The organism is Parachlamydia sp. (genome assembly GCF_050255895.1).
Lineage (GTDB): Bacteria > Chlamydiota > Chlamydiia > Chlamydiales > Parachlamydiaceae > Parachlamydia > Parachlamydia acanthamoebae.
Genome location: NZ_JBFWIR010000027.1, coordinates 13,961 through 37,873, shown reverse-complemented (window position 1 = coordinate 37,873; position 23,913 = coordinate 13,961). Strand labels below are relative to the sequence as shown.

General features: G+C 40.3%; 23 protein-coding genes. 5 read left to right on the top strand and 18 right to left on the bottom strand.

What is annotated here, in order from left to right; all coding sequences use genetic code 11:
* Positions 1-889, bottom strand: an 889-nt coding sequence (locus AB7E63_RS06395; protein ID WP_428418989.1) for an AMP-binding protein, incomplete at its 3' end; no start/stop codon positions are given.
* Positions 890-1,018: 129 nt separating this feature from the next.
* On the opposite strand from AB7E63_RS06395, the gene pyk reads away from it, so the two are divergent.
* On the top strand, positions 1,019-2,791 hold the full coding sequence (gene pyk / locus AB7E63_RS06390) for a pyruvate kinase (RefSeq protein WP_006341634.1): 1,773 nt from the start codon (positions 1,019-1,021) through the stop codon (positions 2,789-2,791).
* 183 nt (positions 2,792-2,974) lie between these two features.
* Here pyk and AB7E63_RS06385 read toward each other — a convergent pair whose 3' ends face one another.
* The 6 genes from AB7E63_RS06385 to AB7E63_RS06360 are packed head-to-tail and all read right to left on the bottom strand — an operon-like array spanning position 2,975 to position 8,776.
* Entirely contained in the window at positions 2,975-3,505 is a 531-nt protein-coding gene (locus tag AB7E63_RS06385; protein WP_013924721.1) for a hypothetical protein, read from the bottom strand.
* Positions 3,506-3,528: 23 nt separating this feature from the next.
* Positions 3,529-4,254 carry an RsmE family RNA methyltransferase gene (locus AB7E63_RS06380; protein ID WP_006341636.1) on the bottom strand — a complete coding sequence of 242 codons (726 nt, stop codon included), beginning with the start codon at positions 4,252-4,254 and terminating at the stop codon, positions 3,529-3,531.
* A 1-nt stretch (position 4,255) separates the two neighbouring features.
* A complete protein-coding gene (locus tag AB7E63_RS06375; protein ID WP_006341637.1) occupies positions 4,256-5,503 on the bottom strand; it encodes a CdaR family protein in 1,248 nt (415 codons plus the stop codon).
* Positions 5,491-6,294 carry a diadenylate cyclase CdaA gene (cdaA, locus tag AB7E63_RS06370; RefSeq protein ID WP_013924719.1) on the bottom strand — a complete coding sequence of 268 codons (804 nt, stop codon included), beginning with the start codon at positions 6,292-6,294 and terminating at the stop codon, positions 5,491-5,493. Before cdaA ends, AB7E63_RS06375 begins: the two co-directional genes overlap by 13 nt.
* Positions 6,295-6,309: 15 nt before the next feature.
* The gene (gene folP, locus AB7E63_RS06365; RefSeq protein ID WP_006341639.1) at positions 6,310-7,101 is read right to left on the bottom strand and encodes a dihydropteroate synthase; all 792 of its coding nucleotides are present in this window, start codon (positions 7,099-7,101) and stop codon (positions 6,310-6,312) included.
* Entirely contained in the window at positions 7,094-8,776 is a 1,683-nt protein-coding gene (locus AB7E63_RS06360; protein WP_006341640.1) for a hypothetical protein, read from the bottom strand. Before AB7E63_RS06360 ends, folP begins: the two co-directional genes overlap by 8 nt.
* Before the next feature lie 327 nt (positions 8,777-9,103).
* Here AB7E63_RS06360 and AB7E63_RS06355 point away from each other — a divergent pair, with 327 nt between their 5' ends.
* From AB7E63_RS06355 to AB7E63_RS06345, 3 genes are read left to right on the top strand one after another with little or no spacing between them, the layout of a single operon-like run.
* Positions 9,104-10,474, top strand: a complete 1,371-nt coding sequence (locus AB7E63_RS06355; protein ID WP_036746291.1) for a cytochrome ubiquinol oxidase subunit I — start codon at positions 9,104-9,106, stop codon at positions 10,472-10,474.
* Between the two features lies 1 nt (position 10,475).
* A complete protein-coding gene (gene cydB, locus AB7E63_RS06350; RefSeq protein WP_006341642.1) occupies positions 10,476-11,504 on the top strand; it encodes a cytochrome d ubiquinol oxidase subunit II in 1,029 nt (342 codons plus the stop codon).
* 14 nt (positions 11,505-11,518) lie between these two features.
* Positions 11,519-12,613 (top strand): fatty acid desaturase family protein, encoded by a 1,095-nt coding sequence (locus AB7E63_RS06345; RefSeq protein WP_284452834.1) that lies wholly within the window; start codon positions 11,519-11,521, stop codon positions 12,611-12,613.
* Here AB7E63_RS06345 and AB7E63_RS06340 read toward each other — a convergent pair.
* The 4 genes from AB7E63_RS06340 to nusB are packed head-to-tail and all read right to left on the bottom strand — an operon-like array spanning position 12,585 to position 16,088.
* The gene (locus AB7E63_RS06340; protein ID WP_036746294.1) at positions 12,585-13,793 is read right to left on the bottom strand and encodes a bifunctional folylpolyglutamate synthase/dihydrofolate synthase; all 1,209 of its coding nucleotides are present in this window, start codon (positions 13,791-13,793) and stop codon (positions 12,585-12,587) included. The two genes, AB7E63_RS06345 and AB7E63_RS06340, sit on opposite strands and share 29 nt — an antisense overlap.
* Positions 13,790-14,632: a PHP domain-containing protein gene (locus tag AB7E63_RS06335; protein ID WP_006341646.1), complete on the bottom strand. Its 843-nt coding sequence runs from the start codon at positions 14,630-14,632 to the stop codon at positions 13,790-13,792. Before AB7E63_RS06335 ends, AB7E63_RS06340 begins: the two co-directional genes overlap by 4 nt.
* Positions 14,633-14,643: 11 nt before the next feature.
* Positions 14,644-15,525 (bottom strand): UDP-N-acetylmuramate dehydrogenase, encoded by an 882-nt coding sequence (murB, locus tag AB7E63_RS06330; protein WP_006341647.1) that lies wholly within the window; start codon positions 15,523-15,525, stop codon positions 14,644-14,646.
* Entirely contained in the window at positions 15,525-16,088 is a 564-nt protein-coding gene (gene nusB / locus AB7E63_RS06325) for a transcription antitermination factor NusB (protein WP_006341648.1), read from the bottom strand. The genes murB and nusB overlap by 1 nt, the downstream gene beginning before the upstream one ends.
* Before the next feature lie 270 nt (positions 16,089-16,358).
* Here nusB and AB7E63_RS06320 point away from each other — a divergent pair, with 270 nt between their 5' ends.
* A complete protein-coding gene (locus AB7E63_RS06320; RefSeq protein WP_006341650.1) occupies positions 16,359-16,772 on the top strand; it encodes a hypothetical protein in 414 nt (137 codons plus the stop codon).
* Between the two features lie 34 nt (positions 16,773-16,806).
* On the opposite strand, the gene AB7E63_RS06315 is transcribed toward AB7E63_RS06320, so the two are convergent.
* The 7 genes from AB7E63_RS06315 to AB7E63_RS06285 form a co-directional block, all read right to left on the bottom strand.
* Complete coding sequence (locus AB7E63_RS06315) at positions 16,807-17,850, bottom strand: zinc-dependent alcohol dehydrogenase family protein (RefSeq protein WP_006341651.1); 1,044 nt, start codon at positions 17,848-17,850, stop codon at positions 16,807-16,809.
* A 98-nt stretch (positions 17,851-17,948) separates the two neighbouring features.
* Complete coding sequence (locus tag AB7E63_RS06310; RefSeq protein ID WP_006341652.1) at positions 17,949-19,679, bottom strand: OmcB family cysteine-rich outer membrane protein; 1,731 nt, start codon at positions 19,677-19,679, stop codon at positions 17,949-17,951.
* A gap of 215 nt (positions 19,680-19,894) precedes the next feature.
* Complete coding sequence (locus AB7E63_RS06305) at positions 19,895-20,098, bottom strand: hypothetical protein (protein WP_162181352.1); 204 nt, start codon at positions 20,096-20,098, stop codon at positions 19,895-19,897.
* 122 nt (positions 20,099-20,220) lie between these two features.
* The gene (locus AB7E63_RS06300) at positions 20,221-20,415 is read right to left on the bottom strand and encodes a hypothetical protein (protein ID WP_173362539.1); all 195 of its coding nucleotides are present in this window, start codon (positions 20,413-20,415) and stop codon (positions 20,221-20,223) included.
* Between the two features lie 373 nt (positions 20,416-20,788).
* On the bottom strand, positions 20,789-21,631 hold the full coding sequence (locus tag AB7E63_RS06295) for an NAD(+)/NADH kinase (RefSeq protein WP_006341656.1): 843 nt from the start codon (positions 21,629-21,631) through the stop codon (positions 20,789-20,791).
* 40 nt (positions 21,632-21,671) lie between these two features.
* On the bottom strand, positions 21,672-23,600 hold the full coding sequence (locus AB7E63_RS06290; protein WP_006341657.1) for a 1-deoxy-D-xylulose-5-phosphate synthase: 1,929 nt from the start codon (positions 23,598-23,600) through the stop codon (positions 21,672-21,674).
* Positions 23,600-23,908 (bottom strand): exodeoxyribonuclease VII small subunit, encoded by a 309-nt coding sequence (locus AB7E63_RS06285; protein ID WP_006341658.1) that lies wholly within the window; start codon positions 23,906-23,908, stop codon positions 23,600-23,602. The genes AB7E63_RS06290 and AB7E63_RS06285 overlap by 1 nt, the downstream gene beginning before the upstream one ends.
* Positions 23,909-23,913: the final 5 nt, after the last annotated feature.

Here is a 23,913-nt window from a genome sequence, read left to right as displayed (position 1 = left end):
TCTTCACTTGTTCTAGGATTTTTTCTAGATTAGCAAACTCAACACTTTCTCCACCCATTTTGAAGAAATTTTGAACTCTTCCGAATATTTCTAATGTTTGGCCAACGATCGCCCCGCGATCTTCTGTTTGAAAAAGGCCATCACGCTTGGGATCTATAATCCGAATATCTCCCCTACTCGATTCAAGATAGGCTGTCAATAATGAGGGGCTTTTTAAAGCAATTCTATCCGCATAGATCGACGCTTCAACATGTGATAAAAGTGAAAGAGAAGGATAATGCATGGACTTTAAACTATCTAAACCTGCTGTGGCTACTTGAGAAGCACATTCTGTTAACCCATAGCTAGGTAAAACACACCAACCCAGACTACGGGCTTGCAGATAAAGTGATTCCGTCAGTTTTCCTCCACCGACCACTATGGCACGTAAGCTTGGTGGGGCTGAAAGCTTATGCATAACAAGATCAAAGATTTGCGTTGGAACTAGAGCCGTAAGTGTTCCCGCATGCTTCACAACATATTCATAAAAAGCAAAAGGATTCCATTTTTCTTGAAATATGTGCACGCGCGCTTTTGATAGCAGGCTTCTGGCCCAAATACCCAAGCCTCCTACATGAAAATCAGGTAAAGCATGGATCCATCGATCACTTTGATTCGCTTCTAGATGGAAGTTCACGGCTTGCGCAGAAATCAGCACACTTTCCTTAGCCAGCAAAACCATTTTGGGAAATTCACAGACCTGTGCAGTTGAACCCGAAGTAGCCACACAAATGTGACTCTCTAAATGGACGTTATTCTGAAGGGCTGCCGCAATTTTCTCGTGTATCAATTTAGAATATTTAGGATTAATAAGAATTTCATTCTGAGGAGAAAACCAATCAACCAACATACTTATCTACAAAAACTTTATATTAAAAGGCTTATTTATCATGATGAAGTTTCGGTTTAGAATCAAGAAGTGTATTGGATTTTTTGCTTTGCTTCTGTTAATTTGAGTATATACACCCGGAGCATCCCCATGATTACGAAGACTAAGGTCATTTGTACAATAGGCCCTTCTGTTAATTCCTTAGAAAAAATACAGGCACTCATCCAAGCTGGCATGAATGTGGCGCGTTTAAATTTTAGTCACCAAACGCATAAAGAGCATTTAGAAACCATTCAATTACTCAAACAAGCACGCACAAATCTCAATACACCTCTCGCCATCATGCTGGACACAAAGGGCCCTGAAATACGACTTGGACGTATTAAAGATCAAGAACGCCTCTTAAAACCAGGTCAAAAATGGCTTCTTGTTAAAGAAATCATCGAGGGTGATAGCAATCAAGTCACCATCACACCGCCCGAAATCATTGATCAATTAACTGTTGGCATGCAGGTTCTTTTTGATGATGGCTATATTTCTTCACGCGTTGTTGAAGTGACTTCCAATGGCGTCTTGGTTGAAATTTTTAACGGAGGACTCATTCGCTCTGGCAAAGGGGTCAATATCCCTAATACCTCGCTAAACCTCCCGGCTTTAACAGACCATGACATTGCGGATATTCGATTCGGATGTGAACAGGATATTGATATCATTGCAGCCTCCTTCATCCGATCTGCTGAGCATGTTTTAACCATTAAAAGATTGCTTGAGCAAGAAAAAAAATCATCCATTCTTATTATAGCCAAAATTGAAAATAGTGAGGGGGTTCAAAACTTTGACAGCATTGTGAAAGTAGCTGATGGAATCATGATCGCACGCGGTGATTTAGGTGTGGAAGTCCCTTTAAGTCTAGTCCCTAAATTGCAGAAAATGATGATTAGGAAATGCTATATCGCTGGAAAGCCCTCTGTAACAGCCACACAAATGCTTGAATCTATGATTCATAATCCCCGTCCTACGCGCGCGGAGGTATCCGATGTTGCGAATGCCATATATGACAGCACCTCGGCAGTCATGCTATCGGGAGAAACCGCAATTGGACATTACCCGATCGAAGCTGTCACCATGATGAAAGAAATCATTAAAGAAACAGAAGAAGATTTTGACCACTACCATCACTTTAGCATGCAGACACCTTACATCAGCAATGATGTCCCAACAGCTGTTTCCTTGGCTACAGTGAAGATTTCTCATACTGCCAATGCAAAAGCCATCTTCACGTTTACAAACAGCGGAGGCACCGCTAGATTGCTTTCACGCTTAAGACCTCCCATGCCAATTATCGCACTGACTCCCAATGAAAAATGCTATAATCAAATGGCCCTTAATTGGGGTGTCATTCCTTGCAAAGAGGCTGAGCCTGTTAAAAACATTCAAGATGCATTCAAACAAATCAGCTCATTTGCCCTAGAAAAAGGACATGTAAATTCTGGAGATCTTGTCCTAGTTACAGCTGGATCTCCCTTTGGATTTACTGGAACGACAAATATGATGATCGTCGAAAGCATCGGCGATGTTCTAGTACGTGGAATGGTTGGATTTGGCCCACGAGTTCACGGAAACATTTGTTTTGCTTTATCAAGCGATTCTAAAGAAGTATACGAGGTTAAAGGTAAGTTGCTCGTTATCACCAACTGTGATGAATCTTATCTCCCATTGATTAAAGAATCCCTCGGTGTCATTTTAGAGAATTTTCCGAACGATAAAACGTCTGAACAGTTTCTTAAAAAAATGATGGAATCCCTTCATAAACCCTATCTGTGCCAAGCAGCCCATGCCACACGGATTTTGAAGGAAGGGGGAATGGTCACTTTAGACCCTGAGAAAAAGATCATCTATAAGGGAATTGTTTTGAATGTGTGATTATGAGCCCCAAAAAAGTCACAAAAAGTCAAGGAATCGCCATTTAATGAAATTAGCAATTCTTGAAAACAGCTTAGCACGACCTACTCACCGCTGATTAAAAGAGTAGTTAGGATTTTCGAAAGCTCTTGGTTCCTTCAGGATGAGGATCCTTTCAAATCTGAAAGGATCCTATAAGCCAATCTACGGATTTCGTTGTGGATTGCGTTGAGGTGGTGGGGGAGGAATATAGTAAGAATGGGGTTCTTCAAACCAACTTTGAAATGGGGGACTATCTCCCGGAGTAGCGGTCGTAGAACCAGGTGTCACCGTAGTAGATCCCGGCGTGACCATCGTGGAACCTGGAGTTAAATCACCCGCACCCACAGAACGTGAATAACGCCCAACGGAAGGTGAAAATTCTCCTTGGGTTCTCGAATCCCAGCCGGCTTGGGGAGAATCCCATCCTGCATATTTGGACCCCTCTCCAACAGAAGGACTATAATAGCCTTGGATTTGATCGGTTGACCCAGGAGTAATTGTGGTCGATCCAGGTGTAATGGTTGTGGCACCCGGAGTTACCGAATCTTCCCCTGCTGTTTTTGAATTAGCACCAACTGACGGAGCTTCATTGATAATGTATCCTTGTGCAGGATACCTTGTAGGATAAGCAGCTTCACATAGGCAAGATGCACCTAAAAGAAATGCAACGGCCCATTGTCTTCTCATCTTCATGACTTTTTCCTTTGTTTAAAAACTTAAACATGGAGTCGCTGTTGAGTGATTGCACAAAGAGCTGCTATTGCGGCTGTATCGGTTCTTAAAATATGGGGGTGAAGCTTCACCCCTTCAACATCCAATGCTTGAAGTGTTTTTTCTTCTTCATAACTGAATCCACTTTCTGGTCCAACAAAAAAAATAACACCATTCTGAAAGCGCTCTTGCTTAAGCTTTTCAACACAAGAAGGTGCATCTGGTTGAACATTTCCAAAAAGGGCGGGCAAAGGAAGATTCCTTTCCCATTTTTCTAGGGGTGGTTTCATAAGAATCGTAGGCAAATAAAAACTGCCACATTGTTTCATCGCTGCAATTGAAAGGGCACGCATCCGCTCAATTTGATGCTCTGTAAGCTGTTTGCGCTCCCCACGCTGTGAAGGGAAAAGCCAAAATTGTGTCATGCCCAATTCTGTCCCTTTCTCAAGAATAAAATCCAAACGATTAATTTTTGGAATTGCTTGGGCAAGAATAACTTCGAATGCTGGCTTTGGATGTTGAACAGTCTCTTCAACACGAAAGATAGCCCTCTTTTTTTCAAGGTGCTCTAAAACGGCATGCCCAAATCCGCCTTCCCCATTGACAACTTCGACACTTTCCCCAACTTGCGTACGCATCACATGGACCAGATGGTGGAATTCCTGTCCTTCTATAATCAACTCAGATCCTTTCTGAAAAGGTTGAGGAATGTAATATCTTTCGGCTGGCACGCTATTTCCCTATTTGGACTTTAATTTGGTTGTCATCTAAACGACTATCTAGCAATAGTTTACGATCAGGAGTTACATACAAAGCTAAGCGTTGCACATATTCTCTAAAACGTTCTCTTAAAAGAGTTTCTTGCCTTTTTGAAGATAATGCCGAAACGTTTTTGTCTTCAGGTAAAGCACTAAGGGAATAGGCCACATAGGTATCTTCTAATGCATGTGCATCAATAATTTCAATGCTCCACTGCAGAATCTCTCTTTCATCTTTTGGAGCAGCAATCACGACAATCTGCAAATTATCGCGAATAATATCGAGAAATAAACGACTGACATCTTTCACATAAAGTGGAACAGAGAAGATCGAAATCCCATTTTTTTCAATGATCGGACCTTGAAAAGACAAGGAATAGGTATGAGGGTTAATGTCAGAGCTATTTTTAAAAGGATAAAAAACTTGCACAGGAAGTTCTTGTTTTAAAGGCAAAAGCTTTTTTCTCAAAAAGTCTATCCGCAAATTAGCCGCTTCTGGGTCATTAATCTCCTCCATTGCATACTGGCGAAAAGGAATCGCAACCTGCTTCCATTTTTCGGGGACAGGAAAACTAATTTCATCATCATATGTATGTGAGGGATCATTACTTAATTTGTCTAAGTCAGCTGACGCAATTTTATCCAGGTTAAATGTCAGCTTTAAGCCTTTATTTTTTAATCGTTCTATTTCCTCTCGGGGTCCGCTCAAGGTTTGCATGAGTTTTTGCGGCCAAACGTCCAAATATTCATATCCTTCAGGAGGATTTCCTACCGGCGGCATTACTAAAATAGGGATCTTCGCTGTCACAAGCTTCGTCAGCTTAATCACAAATTCAGCGTGATCAACAGCCGTAATGTGTTGTAAAAGGTTAATAGCGGGATTCAAACTAACCAAATTTTTCTTGGATATGCGCACAACCCAGTCGTCGCTATCTGCTGTTGAAGCATCTAAAAGAACTTGAACATCTCCGGGTTCCAAATCTTGAATAACATCCTTCGTCCCAGTCAACGTCAAAGTCATTCGTCTCTCCAAAATTCCATTGGACAACAAGCCAAGCACTGTTTTATCTGGGGCCAGATTGACAATTTTAACGGGAACATTGGGGATGGTTTTCGTTTCAAGAATCGAATGATTCACAAAAAACCAAATGATGATGGCAGAAATGACTGCAACAGCTTTACGGCCCCAATTATGAAAAAAAAAGTCTTTTACTGATTCCATTGTTTAAGCTGTCCTATCAAATCAAAACCTGATTCCACTTTAGTTTTAGGAGGGGTGAATACGCTGCGGATGATTCCTTTAAAACGGTCCATTTTAACTCCTCGAGTCATAATGCCTTCTCGAGCGATGGATACTTTTCCCGTTTCTTCAGAGACAACAATAATAAGTGCATCCGTAATTTGGCTAATTCCAAGACCTGCACGGTGCCTTGTTCCCATCGATTTGGAAAGCTGTGAACTATCATCAGCTAATGGCAAAATAGTTGCGGCTGACAAAATTGTCATTCCTCGAATAATTACGGCGCCATCATGCAAAGGCGTTGTCGTTGTAAAAATGGATTCGAGTAATTCAGGAGAAAACTGGGCATTTAAAACGACGGCTTTATTGGCAAACTCATCTAATGAATCCTGATTTTCAAGCAAAACGAGAGCGCCAATTCGCCTTTCCGACAAGCGATAAATAGTTTGAGCGGTACTGTCGAGAAACTTATCGAATTCGGTAATTTCCCGATATTTCTTTCCCTTAACGCTCATTTTAGAAAGCGCCAGTCGTAACTCTGGTTGAAAAATAATTAAGACGGCAATTACCGCTACGTTGATGAAATACCACATAAGCTTTTGGAGAACAGGAAAGTCAAGCCATTTAGCTCCTGCATAAACAGCAACAAAGGCCAGCAAACCCAAAATCAAATCCATCGCTCGTGTATTCCAAAAAAACGACAGAAGGTTGTACACCATTATAGCAATAATGATGATTTCCAATCCCGGAATCATAAAATGAAATACATTCATCAATCCTGACCTCGTTTAAACAAATCTCTCCATGAGATCTATAACTCCACGATGTTCTTTTACATCATGCACACGAATTATGTCGACACCCTGCTGTAAACCTATGACATTGACAGCGATCGTCTCCGACAAAACATCCGCAGAGGATTTATTCACGATTTTGGAAAGAAAAGACTTGCGTGATGCTCCCAACAAAACACGAAAACCCATCGACTTGAACAAGGATAGATTTTGTATAATTTGAAGATTATCATCAACCGTTTTTCCAAATCCGATGCCAGGATCTAGAATAATTCTTTCTTCTTTTACACCATTTTTTTTTAATTCATTCACACGGTATTCAAACCAGTGCATCAAATGAGGCACTACGCCCTCTTTATAAACAGGATTTTGCTGCATCGTGCGAGGCTCACCTTGCATATGCATCACACAAACGTCCACATCAAAAGAGGCTGCAATTTCTCGCATGAGAGGAATGCCAAATCCACCCACATCATTGATAAGAGATGCCCCTGCCTCGATAGCGGCGGCTGCAATCAGAGGTTTCATGGTGTCGATCGACAACACACATTTTGTTTGTAAACGAAGAGCTTGGATAACAGGGACAACGCGAGCTAATTCTTCTTCTTCAGAAACAGATAAAGACCCGGGACGAGTGGATTCTCCTCCAATATCTAAAATATCAGCTCCATCGTGCTCCATTTGCAATCCACGGGCTATGGCTTTCTCTGTATCTTTGTATCTTCCCCCATCAAAAAATGAATCTGGAGTCACATTTAAAATTCCCATTAATTTAGCCTTAGACATCCGTAATTAACCTCAACTCTTTTAAGACAGTGCGTTTTTTTTCACACGTTTGTTCAGCACAAATCGCTTTAATTTTTGATTTTTTAATAGGCAATGGAGTGTCTGCAATTAACAGATCTTTGAGAACGATCTTTAAAAAATCAGGATTTGTAGATGGCATATGTTTGATTAATTTGGCTAAAAGAAATGCATCAATATGTGACTTACATAGAGATAGATTACATTTAAAACCGGGCACTTTTGCCGTCTTTACCCTTCTTACACGATAATAAGCTATAAAAGCTTGCTTTTTATACGCATAAAACTTTTCTTTAAAAACCCCCTTTAGGGCCTGCTCCATGTAGCAAGATGCCTCATCCAAAGACAGTATGACAAAAAGAGACATGAAAGAACTTTCGCTACTTTCCTTCTGACTAATCACATGGACTAAGTGACGTGCATAATCCATTTTGCCTTGATTACTTAAAGCGCTGAAGATACTTTTTAACTCTTCGGAGTTTCCAGATTTTATTAGCTCTCGAGTTTTCAATAAGCTAAGATCTATTTTGAGCCAGTCATATTCAGTAAAATCACATTTTTCTAAAACATCGGAGATTCTATTTCCAAAAAGAACCGAAATCTTGTTTAAACGTGCTTCTCTATCCGGAAGGTGTTGAAATTGTTTACAAAGTAGTCTCTCATGATTGTTCAGCACAATGTCATTCTTTAAAAGACCGACTAATTCTCCCAATTGGATATCATTCATCATTAGAGCACTATTTGGAAGGGCTTTAAAAATGTCTCTTAAAGCAAATGGTTCCCTTCCCACTTCTCTAATGAAAAGTCTAGCGCTTATTTGTTTTTTTTCTTTGGGCACAATTTTTGATAAAAAAGCGTTTGCTGAGGAGCTTGCGAGATCTCCACTTTCTAACCCTTCTTCGATTAGCTTTTCCCACACATCCAATCCAATAGAGGAAACAATTTTTTTAGCAACATCCTCTTCAGAAAGAAGGATGGAGTCTAGCAAAGCAAGGGCCTTCGCCAATTCCATGTATTTAAAACACATTGAAATGAGACAATCGGAAGATGGATCGGATTTATCCTGAGCTTTTTCAAAGATTTGATCTATTTCTTCTGTACTTAATTTCTCGAAATACCTTTCCAACTGATCCTGATTGCCATTTTTTACAATCTTGACCACATCATAATAAAATTCATCCCCTGGCGGAACTAAAAATGGCTTCTCTTCCACAGCTTCGATAAAAGCGGATATAGACTCTTTTTTAAAAGGATCAATCGCCTCTTTTGCAGGCGTTGTTGGCAATTGATAGGTTTTGAAAAGGTTTGATCGGCACAAAAATGCCACAAGCTTTGGAAGTATTAAATATCGCAAACATCTTAACCATTTAACATTGTGTTTTTCACAGACATTTTGCAAGCGAAATTTTAAAGCCGCGATTTGAAAGTCTTGAATCGTATGATTCACTTGAGACTGATTAAAGAGAGGGATAATTTTATCTAAGGTAAATAAAAAGAGAGGATTTGATTTAGATTCCTTTATTTTTTTTTGCCATGCAGTTTTATCATAAACTTCAAGTTTATACGTATTTTGCTTGTGAGTGACTTGAGTGATGACAAAATAACCAGAATCTACGCATTTCCAATCAACGGAAGTCAAATCTAAAAAAGAATGCATAACACACCACTACCTTCACTCATATTCAGTTTCATTTCACACGAGGCTTTCTTTTCAAATTGGAAAGGCTAAGGTACGCTGTCAACCAATCCAATAAATTCAACCAGTTGGATGAATTTTCCATGAATCTTACTGTAATAAGTTTTTGTTGACAATGCATTCAATTCATTTATGACTTAGCATCCAAGGTTGTAAGAGTAGAGCAGCGAAGCGCAAAATTAAAATTTTTCATCTCATTTCAAAAGAAATAAAAAGTATCTTTCTAAAAAATTCACAAATTCTTTAGAGTGCTTTCTTTAGCTTATTTGTTTTAGGAGATCGCTATCAATGGACGTAGAAATACTCGCCCGCTTTCAATTTGCTCTTACTATCATGTTTCACTATATCTATCCACCTCTTAGCATAGGTTTAGGCTTATTCTTGGTTTGCGTAGAAGCCACTTATCTGAAGACAAAAAATCCTATTTACCTGCAAATTGGAAAGTTCTGGACACGCATTTTTGCATTGACATTTGCGATTGGTGTAGCCACGGGCATTGTCATGGAATTCGAGTTTGGTACAAACTGGGCAACCTATTCACGCTATGTTGGAGATGTATTTGGCAGTGCATTGGCTGCGGAAGGAGTCTTTGCTTTCTTTCTCGAATCCGGTTTTTTAGCAATCATGCTTTTTGGATGGAATCGCGTAAAACCTAAAACACACTTTTTTGCAACCCTCATGGTTTGCTTGGGAGCACATTTTAGTGCCGTGTGGATTGTAGTGGCTAACTCTTGGATGCAAACGCCTGCCGGTTATCATATTGTCGGGGAAGGCCTAAATGCGCGTGCTGAGATAGTTGATTTTTGGGCGATGGTTTTTAATCCGTCATCCGTCGACAGGCTTGCTCATACACTTGTTGGAGCATGGCTTGCGGGAATGTTTCTCGTGATCAGTGTTTCCGCCTACTATTTGCTCAAGAAAAAACACTTTGATTTTGCAAGATGCTCCTTGAAAATCGCCTTAAGTATCGCTTTTGTTTCCTTAATTCTTCAACTTATCTTAGGTGACATGAGCGCCAAAGGGGTTGCACAAAATCAGCCAGCTAAACTTGCGGCTTTTGAAGGACTCTTTGAAACCCAAAGCGAAGCTCCCCTAACTCTTTTTGGAATCGTCAATACCCAGGAAAGGCGTGTTGACTATCAGATTGCGGTTCCGAAACTTTTAAGTTTTCTCTCTTTTGGAGATTCTTCAGCCATCATTCAAGGCCTTGATAAAGTTCCCGAAAAGGATTGGCCAAATGTAAAGGCTGTCTTTCAAGTATACCGCTTAATGATCGCCATGTGGGCGTGCATGTTTCTTTTAACGGTTATCGCTATCTATTTGTGGTGGAAAGGGACTTTATTCACAAATGTATGGGTACTTCGGATCATGACCTTTTCCGTTCTTTTCCCACAGCTTGCCAATGAAGCGGGTTGGGTTGCGGCAGAAATGGGCAGATATCCATGGATTGTACAGGGCTTACTTCGCATATCTGAAGGCTTATCAAAATCGGTGACTGCCAATCAAGTTTTTGGATCCATTGTCATGTTTTCGGTTGTGTACTTCTTCTTATTTGTCATGTTTATTTATTTGCTCAACGAAAAAATCAAGCACGGTCCCACTGACGAAGATCTCACAAGCCCTTATCACAACCTCCTCACCTACGTAAAGGAACTATAACATGATTAATGCTTCTTCTCTCGAATTTATCTGGTTTAGTGCCTTTGTTGCCCTCGTTACAGGATACGCCATTTTAGATGGCTTTGATTTAGGTGTGGGTATGTTACATCTTTTTTCCAAGAAGGATGAAGAACGCCGTTTAATGCTAAACTCTATCGGTCCAGTATGGGATGGAAATGAAGTATGGCTTGTTACAGCTGGAGGAGCTCTATTTGCAGGCTTTCCAGATATCTACGCAACATTGTGCTCTGCTTTTTACGTTCCCCTTATGATTCTTTTAGGAGGACTAATCTTTCGAGCTGTTGCCATCGAATTTCGCAGTAAACGCCCTATGCCTTGGTGGAGATGGATGTGGGACGTGCTGTTTAGTTTAGCAAGTTTGATTATTGCCTTAGCACTGGGCGTTGTTTTGGGAAATCTCATTAGAGGGCTCCCACTTGATGCTCAAAAAGAGTTTACAGGAGACCTATCTTCTCTACTTCATCCTTATGCTCTATTAATCGGAATTATGGCCGTTGCGTTATTCTGCATGCATGGTGGTATTTTCATTTTGATGAAAACAGAAGGAGAATTACATGATAAAATCCGTTCATGGATAAATCCTTTTATCATTTTCTTCATTATCACCTATTCCTTAGTCACTATGGCCACACTCATTTACATGCCACACATGATTAAAACGATCCAGGAACGCCCCATTTTCTTTCTGCTTGCCGTGGGAAATATGCTTTCCATAGCAAACATCCCCCGTGAGATTAACCAAGGAAAGGATTGGCTCGCCTTTGTCTCTTCCTGCTTCAATATTGTGTTCTTAATGCTACTCTATGCTGTCGGAACTTACCCAGAGGTTGTACGTGCGATTAATGATCCAAGCTTAAGTCTGACGATCTATAATTCAGCTTCTTCTGAAAAAACCCTGGAAATTCTGATTATCATCGCCTTGATTGGAATCCCCTTGGTGCTAGCTTATACGACAGCCATTTACTGGATCTTTCATGGAAAAGTAAAATTGGATTCGTCAAGTTACTAGCTCGGAGGTAAAAATTGAAATTAAAATTTCAAGCTAACCAAAAGGATGATTTTTTCACCGTAGTAAAAAAAAGAGTTGAACAGGATTTTGCAATACAGGCCAAATCCTGTCATGCAAACTGGCAGATGTGGTTAAAGACCCTTCTGCTCCTTGTGGCATATGTCACTTGCTATGGAGCTTTAATTTCGAATAGCTTTTCATTTAACGGAGTTCTTCTACTCTATTGCGGACTTGGCATCATCAAGCCCCTTATTGGTTTTAATGTGACTCATGATGCTCTGCATGGAGCTTATAGCCATCATCATAAATTGAATCGCTTTCTGGGCTATTCTTTTGACATCAATGGAACTAGTTCTTACATCTGGAAAATCACACACAATGTGCTCCATCACACCTATACGAACATTCCAGGACACGACTCCGATATTGACAAAGCGATCTGGCTACGTCTTTCCCCGAAAGATGAGGTCTATTGGTTTCATCGATACCAGCCGTACTATGCCCCCTTTTTGTATTGTCTCACCAGCCTCAATTGGATTTTATTTTTTGATCCTGTTTGGTTTTATCGTGGTGCCATTAATGGAAAAGTGCCACCCAAGGACACCGCTATCTTTACCACTCTAAAAATTTTTTCATTATTTTTTTTCATCGGCCTTCCTATGTATCTACTCAGCCTATCTTGGTGGCAAGTGCTATTGGGATATTTTTGCATGCAATTTGTGGGAGGATTTATGATAGCGCTCGTCTTTCAACTCGCGCATATTGTAGAAAGTGTGGCATTTCCGGAGCCCGACTCCGTTGGAAGAATGGCGAATAATTGGGCAACCCATGAGCTATTAACGACATCAAATTTTGCAACCCACAATCGCGTGTTGTCCTATTTTTTAGGTGGATTGAATTTTCAGATCGAGCACCATCTTTTTCCTAACGTCTGCCACGTACATTATCCACATATTTCAAAAATTGTCAAAAAAACGACTGAAGAGTTTGGGCTGCCTTACAATGAACAACCCACTTTTTTTCAAGCGATTGATTCCCATTTTCGTATGCTCGGAAAATTAGGTCGAGGAGAAATCCTTTCTAATCCCGAAGTTCGAGAGGATCTATAGGCTCACTAATTCCTAAAGCCATGCGGGCATCGCGCATGATATAAAAAGTCCCACAAATCAGCACAATTCCCCCGTCTTGAGAAGCATTTCGCATGGCCAATATCACGGCCTGTTGAATACTTAAATGCGAATGAATTTCTTCGGGAAGATGTACAAATGTTCGAATAATCGCTTCAAGCTTACTCACGGGAGCGGCTTTCTCTCCTGTCGAAGAAACCAGATAAATGTGCTTTGCTTCTTGGGCAATTAAATGCAAACATGTTTGCAAGTCTTTATTTCGTGAGAAACCGCAGACGATATGGAAGGGAACTCCTGAATAGTCTTTTCTGGCCCTTTTTAACAACCCTTCTACGCCTGCAGGATTGTGTGCAACATCAAGGAAAATGGGAATATTTGTCTGAATTTTTTCATATCGGCACGGTAAGCATGCCAAAAGACCTTGCTGAATATTTTCTTCCTGTAATTGCAGGTGTTGCAATGCCCTTTCAGCAATCGCACAGTTTTCTTGCTCTGGATTAAAAAAAGTTCCAGAAACTGAGTAAAGAGGGCTTTTTAGTTCGTCAGCAATTGGTTGTATGATTGAATGAGGAACCGAAGGCCCAATTAAAACAGGGACATGCGATTTAATGATCCCTGCTTTTTCTTTCGCGATTTCTTCTAATGTATGACCCAGTATTTCTGTGTGATCAACCGAGATAGACGTAATCACCGAAAGAATCGGATGCACTATATTTGTGGCATCCAAACGTCCACCTAAACCTGTTTCGAGAACGGCAATGTCTGCTTTTTTCTGTGCAAAAAAGCAAAAAGCGAGTAAAGTTGTGAGTTCAAAAAATGTGGGAGATATCTTTTCTCTATCCGCAACTGCAAATAATTCGTTTAAGATTTCGACAACTTCAGCCTCAGAAATCATTTCACCATTAATGCTCATTCGCTCTCGGAATGTCGCGATATGGGGAGAGACATATCTTCCGACACGATAACCCGCCGCCTGCATCCCTGCTGCGATTTTTGCTGTCACAGATCCTTTGCCATTTGTCCCCGCAACGTGAATAGATTTGAATGAATCGCAAGGACGTCCCATGGCATGATGAAGCCGAAGACAATTGGATAAACCGAGCTTCATGCCACGCGTATTTGTTTCTGCAAACAAGCGCTTCACCAACTTGACATAACTCATATATCCTCCCTTAAATTGGCCTGAAAATGGCTATAAAACGGATTAAAAAGTTCCTCATTAACCCAAGAATTTCCTAAAGAAATATTCGGCTTAATCGCTCCATGAAAATCGGATCCACCTGAGATCAGCCAATTTTTGTTACGTGCCATCTCAAGCCATTTTTCATGCACATGTGCAGGAAATTTTCCGTAATAGCATTCAATACCATCGAAATTCATTTCTAAAAGACGTTTTGTGGTAGGAACATGATCGATCAGATGGGGATGGGCAATAACTGCCAATCCTTTCGCCTTGTGAATTACATCTAGGGTTTCCTCTACAGAAAAAGGTTTACCAGAAGCGAAGCAAGATTTTCCATCCCCTAAATACTTTTTAAAAGCTTCTTGTAAGGTCTTTACATATCCATAATTGATCATCGCTAAAGCGATGTGTGGACGGCCAATTGTTCCGCATGGCGATAAATCGATGACATCCTGCTCTTTAATGGGCATCCGATGCATCCGTAAAAGATCCAAGATTTCACGATTTCTTTCCACACGACGAGCCGCATGTTTTTGACAAAATTTAGTTATCACAGGATTTTGAAAAGCAAAAGCGTAGGCAAGGATGTGAACATTGACGGAGTCTTGTTCAGCAGAAAACTCCACACCAGAAAGTAATTTTATTCCAAGTTTTGCAGCGGGTTCCACTGCACTCTGATAAGCTTCTACACTATCATGATCTGTAATTGACAAACCTTTTAAACCACTTTTGAAAGCTATATCAACTAATTCCTCAGGAGAGCATGTCCCATCCGAGCACGTTGAATGGCAATGCATGTCAGCACGGAAATCATCCATGTTTTCTCTTTTTATATGCTTTTTGGAAGGCTGGAGATGTAACGAACTTCACTCTCAAGCTCCACGCCTTGTTGTTTTAAGACTTCCTCTTTGATATGAGCAATCAACTCTAAGACATCTTGTGCACGCGCATTTCCATCATTCACAATAAAATTTGCATGCATACTCGATACCTTAGCACCCCCAATGACTTGTCCTTTAAGCCCAGTCTGCTCAATCAAAGCTCCAGCATGGCCGGATTGAGGGTTTCTAAAAATACAACCAGCAGATTTTTCACCATAAGGTTGCGTTTTTTTGCGATAATCTAAAATTTCAAATTGTTTTTGTCTAGCAGAATCTAAGCGGGATAAAAAAAATGAAGCTGCAACAACAGCTCCTGACATATTTTGAAAGGGAGAAGTTCGATAAGAAAATGGAAGATTTTCTTTTGAAAAAATGTAAAGCTGTCCTGTTTCATCGACATATTCAACTTCGTATAGGGAAGCACAGGTTTCACAACCATTAGCACCCGCATTCATGAACACAGCGCCACCTACACTTGCGGGAATTCCAGAGGCAAATTCTAAACCTGACCATCCCTCTCGAGCCGTTTTGACACCTAAAAGAGAAAAGCTGTAGCCAGCTCCTACTCGAAAAAGTTCAGGACGTGGATTTTCAAAGAAATCAATCTTGTTATGAATGACCAAGCCATCGAAGCCCGCATCATCAAATAAACAATTGGATCCTTTTCCTAAAATAAAAAAAGGGATGTCATGTGCGGAACAGAATGCTAGCATCTGTTGCATGGAAGGGATGTCCCGCACTTTGGCATAGTAACGCGCGGGACCTCCGATACCAAAAGTACTCAATCCGCTAAGCAACTTATTTTCTTGGTAAGCAAATGGAAAATCCATTACTCCTCACTATCGTTTTCTTCCTCAATTTCTTCATGAGAAGACGCACGCACAACGTCTCCTCTTTCTGCTGCTTCTAAAAATGCTTGAACAACGACATCATTTTGGGCCAAAACAGCCGCGCTTTTTGCGATCGCCAGATCATCGCTGACTTTGCCCTCTTTGGTCTGATAAATGTGATCAAGCAAAGCATTCACAAATGTTGCGGATTCGGGAGTACTAAATTTCCGCGACAACCGAATGGCTTCTGCAATCGCAACTTTTGGGGGAATGGAGTCATCAAACAGCATCTCGTAAATCCCTAACCGTAAAACGTTTTTTTCTACGGTTTGAATTCTTTCAAAGCGATATTCACGAGATGTGTTTGCAATAAGATCATCAATTTCAGCTTTTTTTTCGAGAACAAGTTCTACTTTTTCCAAAGCAGAATAGGCTGTCTTTTTAGTAACAGCCAATTCTTTCATTACAAGCTCTACAAGCTCTTGTTCACTCACTCGGCCACAATCTTGGCTATAAAGAAGTACGAAAACGACTTCTCGAAATTTTTTTAGGGGAATGGCCATACTTAGGTCCTTTCGGTTAGTTAAGGAAAAGATTATAGCCCTTTTCCTCTTTTCTACCAATAAGAACCAGCCACTCTTTCACTATCAAGCTTTCTAATGCTTTATCCTTGTTTTTACCGCACTATTTACAGCCTATTCTGCTCGTTCCTGATCGTTCAGATATCCTTTCCCTAAACATCCCCTAAAAAATGATTGGCGAACCAAATTGACGCGATTATCTATTTTGATGGCGTCATCATGATATTTTTTTAATATGAAAAAGTAAGTAAATTGATTCAAGACTACCAAAAAAATCACTTGGCACACACTTATAAATCCCCTCAAAATGAATTTAAAAATCGCCATGCTGATCGAGAAACTGCACGAGAATTTAAACCACCGACCTATCTTTTTAATGGAAAAACCATTAAATGCATTGGTGTTGATGAAAAAGCAGAGAAAGGATTCAGCAAAATCTCTTCTGCAAAAATTTTGAATGCTATTAATAGTGGAATAGAGAGAAAAGATGCTGCTGTTACTGAAAATATAGATAGATTAAAAGATATTATGAAGCCTATTCGAGACACTAAATATTCTATATTAGGCAAATGGATTTCAAAAATCAAAAACCTATTCATTAATAAAAGTTTTATCACATCTTCCCAATATGCTGAAATAGTCGACCTTCAATTGGATAAATTTTAATAGAAAGAAATAGTACGATTAATGGATTTTTTAATTACGGATGTGTTTCCAAAATGACTTTCAATGCATGTTGATTGGCAGCGTCAGCAAATACTTCGTATGCTTTTATAACATTTGTTAAATCAAAATGATGGGTAATTAATACACCTGGTTTAAGCATACCAGTAGCAAAGGTTTTTAAAAGAGTCGAAATACTGAAAGTATCCACTAAGCCCGTTGTTATGGTGATGTTTTGATTCCAAAGCTTTTCTAAATGCAAACAGACACTTTTCCCATGCACACCCACATTGGCAATGTAACCACCTGGAGCAACAATAGCCTGACAAGTTTCGAATGTTTCTGGTTTTCCTACAGCTTCAATAACGATATCAAAGCCTTTTTGATTAGTCATTTCTAAAACGCGCTCGATTACATCATTACCGTCACCATTAATTGTTACTTTAGCTCCCTGCAGCTTAGCAACTTCCAATCGAAAATTATCTTTATCAACGACAACAATTTCTGAGGGTGAATAGAACTGAGCCGTCAGTAAAACAGCTAAACCAACAGGACCTGCCCCTATAATCGCAACTTTATCTCCTAATTTGATTTTTCCCTTCAAAACCCCTGTTTCATAACCTGTTGGTAAAACATCACTAAATAGACAAATGAGATCTTCGTCAACATTGGAAGGAATGGCGTGAAGACTTGTATCGGCAAATGGAATACGCACATATTCTGCTTGCGTGCCATCGATTTTGTTTCCGAGTAACCACCCTCCAACCTCACATTGCGAGTACATTTGTTTCTTGCAATAAGCACATTTGCCACAGGAGGTAATACAGGAAATTAACACTTTATCATGAACCTGAAAATTTGAAACTGCGTTGCCCACAGCCTCGATGGTTCCCACTCCTTCATGGCCTAAAATACGCCCCTTTGCGACTGTTGGTACTTCGCCTTTTATAATATGAAGATCCGTTCCACAGATTGTCGTTTTTGATATTTTTATAATACAATCCGTGGATTTTTCAATTTGAGGTTTAGGCCTTTCTTCGAGACTAATTTTATTTGGCCCCTTATACACTAAAGCCTTCATAATTTCTCTCTCATGTCTAATTAATTAGAGGACGGCTAAAAGAAAAGGGCAGGCTTTACAGCCTGCCCCATTATTGACATACACACGGTTAACTAAAATTAGTTAACAATTGTGCTTTCTTGCTGAACGATCGGAGTCTTGATAGAATCCGAAGATACTTCAGCAATGATACGTGCATCACCAGATTCTTTTGCTCTCGCGTCGATTCTGAATTTCAATGTTTGTCGAGGTGCGAAGTTAGCTACAGGAGCAAAAGTAACTGTTTGACCAGATACTGTGCCTGCTGAATCGCCAACTGCAGCAGTTGGAGTCACTTCTTTAGGGAAGCGTACGACAACAGCTACATTACTATCTGCTTCAGAGCCTTGGTTTGTGACTGTGATGCAATAGGTTGTTGATTCACCAATGCAAATTGGATCTTCAGTATCTGTGATGCACATGTTGAGTGCAGGACGACCTCTCCAACGAGTTGTTGCTTCTGCGCAAGCTGTGCAATTCTGACAGTTTGTTACAGTCACACGGTTTGTCCAGCATCCTGGTGTGCATGTAGTTAAAGTGATTGGGAGTGTAACCTTCTCACCTGGTTTAAGTTCCTTTAATCTCCAAACAGCTTGATTTCCACGGATTGTTGCACCATTAGCTGAAACAATAGATGTTGAGCTTGGAGCGCAATCTGTGATTGTCACTTCTGTCAGATCTTTATCACCTGGGTTTGTCACAGTGATTTGGTAATCAGCATTTTTGCCGATTGGAACTTCTTTTGGACCCACTTTTGTGATCTCAATGCATTCTTTGCAAACGTTTGTGCACCATTGGCAAGATACTGTATCAGCATTGCATGCTGTTACAACCGCTGTGTTGCACACTTGTCCACGCTTTACAGCTGTAAAGCATAGATTAATTTTTTTCGTTTGGCAAGGTTCTAGCGTTCCTAGCTTATAGCAAAGAGTACGTAGGCAGCTGCTGTGCTCAAGTCCTTCCGGTACATTATCTGTTACAACAACATCTTCTGCTGCGCAGCTTCCGCGGTTTGTTACAGTAATTGTATAGTTGACTTGATCACCTGGGCAAACTTCTTCTGGTCCACACTTATGGCAGGTCAGAATAGGTTTAGCACAGAGCAAAGAACAGAATCTGACTGGAGATGCTGTTGCACAAAAACATGCACAAAGCTCACCTTCACATTCACATTTCACCCATACTTTTGCTGGGACGCACTGCCCTTTTTCCATTGAGCCAATTTCCCATACGAGTTTGTTTCCATCCACTTTCGCTTCTGGAACGCTACGTACAAAAGAAACGCCTTCTGGTAAATGAGTCGTGACAACCACATTGCAAACATCATCGCAAGCTTGAATGTCAAATTCTAAAGGATATTGATCCCCTAGCATACACATTTTAGGATTGCGCGCTGTTACAGTAATCCCATCGTGGCAAACCAATTTATTTTGATTTCCATGACGGCAAGGTGTAATCGTTTTGCAAAGAGGCTCCTCGCAGCACGCTGGCTGTGGAGGAACGCAAACAGGCTTGCACACTGGAGCAGGTTGTGGACATGCTTGTCGTGGTGCAGGACATGTTCTTGGTTGCGGACAAGCAGGCTGAGGGCAAGCTTGTCTTGGACGAGAAGACTGCTCGTAAGCAGGTGCGTAAGAACCTTGCGGACCTGGAGCATATGATTGCTCATAGCCTTGACCGTAAGATTGTTGCTCGTCAACGGGATACCCACCACCCCAACCATAATTGTTTGGGCTAGAATGAGCAGCTCCTAGAAAAGCAGTTGCGCACAAAAAAAGCAACGAGGTGATCACTCCTAGTTGTTTTCTCATTATAAAGACTCCTTTTTTAACGTCTTTGGTAGATTTTTCAATCTGTTTGCAGTCATTTTCACTGTCACCTTTGCCGCATTTTGAATTTGCTCTTGGTTGGTGAGAATTTGACCTTAATTTTTGATTAAATTGGGGCTTTGTGTTACTTCCTAGGCGCATCGCCTAAAAAGGAACACAGGCGCCCTATTTAAGCAAAATGAATTTCATCGAAACGATTAATATTCGTAATTGCCTGGATTGCAGCAGCAGTTCTCCCAAATATGAGGACGTGGGCAGCAACCATTTGCTCTTGGCTCAGGACATGGTCTGCAGCTATCGCTAGGGTACGAATCGCAGCATGGATCATAATCACAGCAGCAGCTTGTTAGAGCTATCGCAGCAATTCCTGATGCTAAGAGAGATGTTAATACTTTTTTCATACTGTCTCCTAAGGCTTGAAATTTTCTTTTGCAGAACTCGAAGTTCATATTGTCTTGCGAAAGCTTTTCGATTATTTCATTAGCAGCAATGATAAAAATTATCATTGCTGCTGCAGAAACGATTAGTAGCAAGCGCTTTCACATGGTGCTGGGCATGGTCTTGGCAATGGCCGTGGGCAGCATGGTTTTGGACATACAGGACGTGTATAGCAAGGTTTTGGACAAGGATCACAGCAAGGATCATTGTTGCAGCAGCAGCTTGTTAAAGCAAAAGCTGTTAAGCACAAAGCCAAAACTGATGTAATTTTCTTTTTCATACGACTCTCCTTAAGTTAGAGTTTGGACTTGATAAAGTTCATTATCATCTTTAACACCTTCTCGACCAGTTTTTGCACAGTGCACTTGAAAGTTTACCGGCCATGCCTGATTGATAAGAAAGGTTTTACCTCTTTTAAATACGAGTTGTGCATTAATTCTGCCACAATAATTTTTCAAAAATGCAAACTTTTGTTTTTATTTATTTCCTAACCAATTGCTTTCTAGGTGGTTAAAAAAATCATTTTTTAATTATTATTTTAGAAATAGTCGGAAATTTTTCACTTTTTTAAAGACAAGCGCTCAATTTTAAAAATTGTTCTGATCATTCTCTAAGAGAATTTTTGATTAAAGAGATAAGAAACCCTCAGGATATTAGGCCTTTAATTTGCCTGCCCATCCGAGCTTAGTTCTTAAAGTAGAAAAGTAGTCATGATTTCGTAAAGAAACCAAACGAAAAACACGAGGGGATAAGCTAACACGCAAAACTTCACCTGTTGCCATGGTGAAACGAGTAAAGCCATCGAAAATGATTTCAACTGGAGCATATTCACTAAGGTATTGAACTTGAATATCTTGATTAGACGCCAAAACAATTGGGCGATTAGAAATAGTATGCGGACAAATAGGAGTTAACACAAATGCATTCAAGTCGGGCGTTAAAATGGGCCCCCCAGCAGCCAAGGAATAAGCCGTTGATCCGCTAGGAGTGGAAAGAATTAATCCATCCGCAGAAAACGTATTCAAATAAAGTCCATTGACGTGGACACCGATATCGATTAGTCCAGGATTTTGAGCTCGATGTACGACAATCTCGTTCACAGCAAAACACGTTTCATTATGCATGGATTGTCCTTGCATCATGATTCTTTCTTGGATCTGGAAATTTCCGTTAAGAATGTCTTGTAAACCAGGATAAATCTCCGTCACGGGAATATCTGCCATAAACCCTAAACTGCCTAAATTAATCCCGACAATGGGAGCCATTAGATTAGGATGTCGATGCATTTGACGTAAAATAGTTCCATCTCCCCCCAACGAAATGATAAAATCAACCATTTCAGGATTGATACTGGAAAGGGGAATAGCTCCGATTTCTTCAGCAACTTCGTCTTGAGTGATGATTGAGACACCTTGCGCCGTTAGGTATTCACGGATGTTAATTGCAATGTTTTTAGAATGTTTTTTTGCTGTATTTGGAAACAATGCAATGTGCATATAGCCTCTTTAAAACTCTGACATGTGCGTCAAGTTAGTGTTAATTCTTTCCCGCAGAACGGGTATCAACAAATTTTGAACAATCTGGATTTTTGAGAGAGAATTGAGTCATCACGCTTTCAGCAATTTGACTTGCTGTCAAACCAATCTCTTTAATGATGTCTGCATGGCTTCCATGATCCAAAAAGGCTTCGGGGATTCCAAAATTTAATACCTGAACATGGCTATAACCATTCGTCATGAGAAAATGATTCAATATAGAGCCAAGACCTGAAACCACCGAGTGCTCTTCAATCGTCACAACACGCTTATGCCTTGTGAGTAAATCGCATAAAAGTTCGGAATCTAACGGTTTAACAAATACAGGATCTAATACGGTAGCGTTGACTCCAACCGTCTTTAAAATCTCCCTAACAGCCAAAGCTGTTTGATTCATATGCCCTAGGGCCATAATTAGAATCTCTTCCCCCTCTACAAGGACTTCCCCTTTTCCTAGCTCACGATAACGCAAAGGCTTATCCGAGACATCCGTTGCCATATTGGGATAACGAATGGCTGCGGGACGCCCCCAAGAAAAAGCTGATTCCAAAAGTTCTTTTAAAACATCCCCGTTTCTAGGTTGTGAAATCACCATATTCGGCATCGCATTCAAAAAAGAGATATCATATACCCCATGGTGGGTCGATCCATCTGGACCTGAAATCCCCGCACGGTCAATCGCAAAGACAACAGGAAGCTCTTGTAAGCAAACATCATGGAAAAGATTATCCAAACCACGCTGTAAAAAGGTCGCATAAATGGAAGAAACAACTTTTAACTCTCTTCCATAGGCTAAACCACCACTAAAAGTCACCGCATGCGCTTCTGCAATTCCGACATCATGACATCGGTCTGGAAATTTCTCCATAAATTTATCTAAACAGGATCCTGCCGACATCGCAGGAGTCACTGCAACAATAGAAGCATCTTCTTCCGCCATCTTCAAAAGATGAGAGCCAAAGATATTAGGGAAAGTGGGTTTAGAAGATGTGACAGGATGAAATTTTCCTGTATCTAAACAAAAAGGCTTCGCTCCATGATAAGACACCGGGTTTTTAATGGCTTCTTCCATCCCCTGACCTTTTTTGGTCAAAATGTGAACCACAACTGGCCACTGAGAAGTCTTTAAACCTTCAAAAACATCGATCAGCTTTTTAATGTCATGCCCATCGATTGGCCCAATATAAGAGAGGTCATATTGTTCAAAAAAAGCGGCGGGGCTAACTAAATTTTTCAAAGACTCTGTGATTTTGTGTCCTTGCTTTGAAAGAGTCGCACCATAGCTTGGGATTTTAGAAACAATGGTGTCAAGTTCCTGGTATAATTTGTTTGTGGTGGGATTACTCAAAAGACGACTTAAAATCTGTGTAATCGCTCCTACATTTTTTGAAATCGACATGTTGTTGTCATTTAAGATCACAATGAAACGCTTTAAATCTCTTGAGATATTATTAAGAGCCTCTAAGGCCATTCCACAAGTCAATGTGGCATCTCCGATAATTGGCACAACATAGTCATCTTTCTGCAGTAAATCTCGACTTTTAGCCACTCCAAGACCTAGAGAAAGAGCTGTTCCTGCGTGACCTGCATGAAAATGGTCGTAAGGTGATTCTTTTGGATGACTGAAGCCACACAATCCTTTATATTGACGGATTGTATGAAAATTTTCTTGTCGGCCTGTCAATAACTTATGCACATATGTCTGGTGGCTAACATCCCAAATAAATTTGTCGTCGGGAGAATTAAAAACAGCATGCAAAGCAATGGTCAGTTCTACCACACCTAAATTTGAAGCTAAGTGTCCCCCGTTGATAGAAAGGACTTCTATAATCCTTTGTCGAACTTCTGATGCGAGAGAATTCAACTCTTGCAAAGAAAGATGTTTAATATCATGCGGACTTTGGATTTTAGAAAGAATAGGGAAACTCATTAAGGACTCATTAATTTTGTTGTTGAATTGCCATTTCCAGAATCGGAAAAGTTTTGCACCTTAGGATTTTGATTGGGATCGAGCGAGAGATCTCCTTGTCTATTTTTAATTAAGACTTCAATACGTCGTTCCGCATCATTCAATCTTTGCGTGCAGGATGCGATTAAACGATCCGCCTCTTCGTAAAGGAGTAGAGATTCATCCAAGCTAACAGCACCTGAATTCATCTTCTCAAGAATTTCTTCTAAACGTGCAAACGCCGCTTCAAAATTCTTTTCTTGTTTATTAGAGTTTGTTTCTTTTTCCACAGTAA

Coding starts and splice junctions, on each gene's coding strand:
- pyk (WP_006341634.1), top strand. CDS start 1,019: ATGATTACGAAGACTAAGGTCATTTGTACAATAGGCCCTTCTGTTAAT.
- AB7E63_RS06385 (WP_013924721.1), bottom strand. CDS start 3,505: ATGAAGATGAGAAGACAATGGGCCGTTGCATTTCTTTTAGGTGCATCT.
- AB7E63_RS06375 (WP_006341637.1), bottom strand. CDS start 5,503: ATGGAATCAGTAAAAGACTTTTTTTTTCATAATTGGGGCCGTAAAGCT.
- cdaA (WP_013924719.1), bottom strand. CDS start 6,294: ATGAATGTATTTCATTTTATGATTCCGGGATTGGAAATCATCATTATT.
- folP (WP_006341639.1), bottom strand. CDS start 7,101: ATGTCTAAGGCTAAATTAATGGGAATTTTAAATGTGACTCCAGATTCA.
- AB7E63_RS06360 (WP_006341640.1), bottom strand. CDS start 8,776: ATGCATTCTTTTTTAGATTTGACTTCCGTTGATTGGAAATGCGTAGAT.
- AB7E63_RS06355 (WP_036746291.1), top strand. CDS start 9,104: ATGGACGTAGAAATACTCGCCCGCTTTCAATTTGCTCTTACTATCATG.
- cydB (WP_006341642.1), top strand. CDS start 10,476: ATGATTAATGCTTCTTCTCTCGAATTTATCTGGTTTAGTGCCTTTGTT.
- AB7E63_RS06340 (WP_036746294.1), bottom strand. CDS start 13,793: ATGAGTTATGTCAAGTTGGTGAAGCGCTTGTTTGCAGAAACAAATACG.
- AB7E63_RS06335 (WP_006341646.1), bottom strand. CDS start 14,632: ATGGATGATTTCCGTGCTGACATGCATTGCCATTCAACGTGCTCGGAT.
- murB (WP_006341647.1), bottom strand. CDS start 15,525: ATGGATTTTCCATTTGCTTACCAAGAAAATAAGTTGCTTAGCGGATTG.
- nusB (WP_006341648.1), bottom strand. CDS start 16,088: ATGGCCATTCCCCTAAAAAAATTTCGAGAAGTCGTTTTCGTACTTCTT.
- AB7E63_RS06315 (WP_006341651.1), bottom strand. CDS start 17,850: ATGAAGGCTTTAGTGTATAAGGGGCCAAATAAAATTAGTCTCGAAGAA.
- AB7E63_RS06310 (WP_006341652.1), bottom strand. CDS start 19,679: ATGAGAAAACAACTAGGAGTGATCACCTCGTTGCTTTTTTTGTGCGCA.
- AB7E63_RS06305 (WP_162181352.1), bottom strand. CDS start 20,098: ATGAAAAAAGTATTAACATCTCTCTTAGCATCAGGAATTGCTGCGATA.
- AB7E63_RS06300 (WP_173362539.1), bottom strand. CDS start 20,415: ATGAAAAAGAAAATTACATCAGTTTTGGCTTTGTGCTTAACAGCTTTT.
- AB7E63_RS06295 (WP_006341656.1), bottom strand. CDS start 21,631: ATGCACATTGCATTGTTTCCAAATACAGCAAAAAAACATTCTAAAAAC.
- AB7E63_RS06290 (WP_006341657.1), bottom strand. CDS start 23,600: ATGAGTTTCCCTATTCTTTCTAAAATCCAAAGTCCGCATGATATTAAA.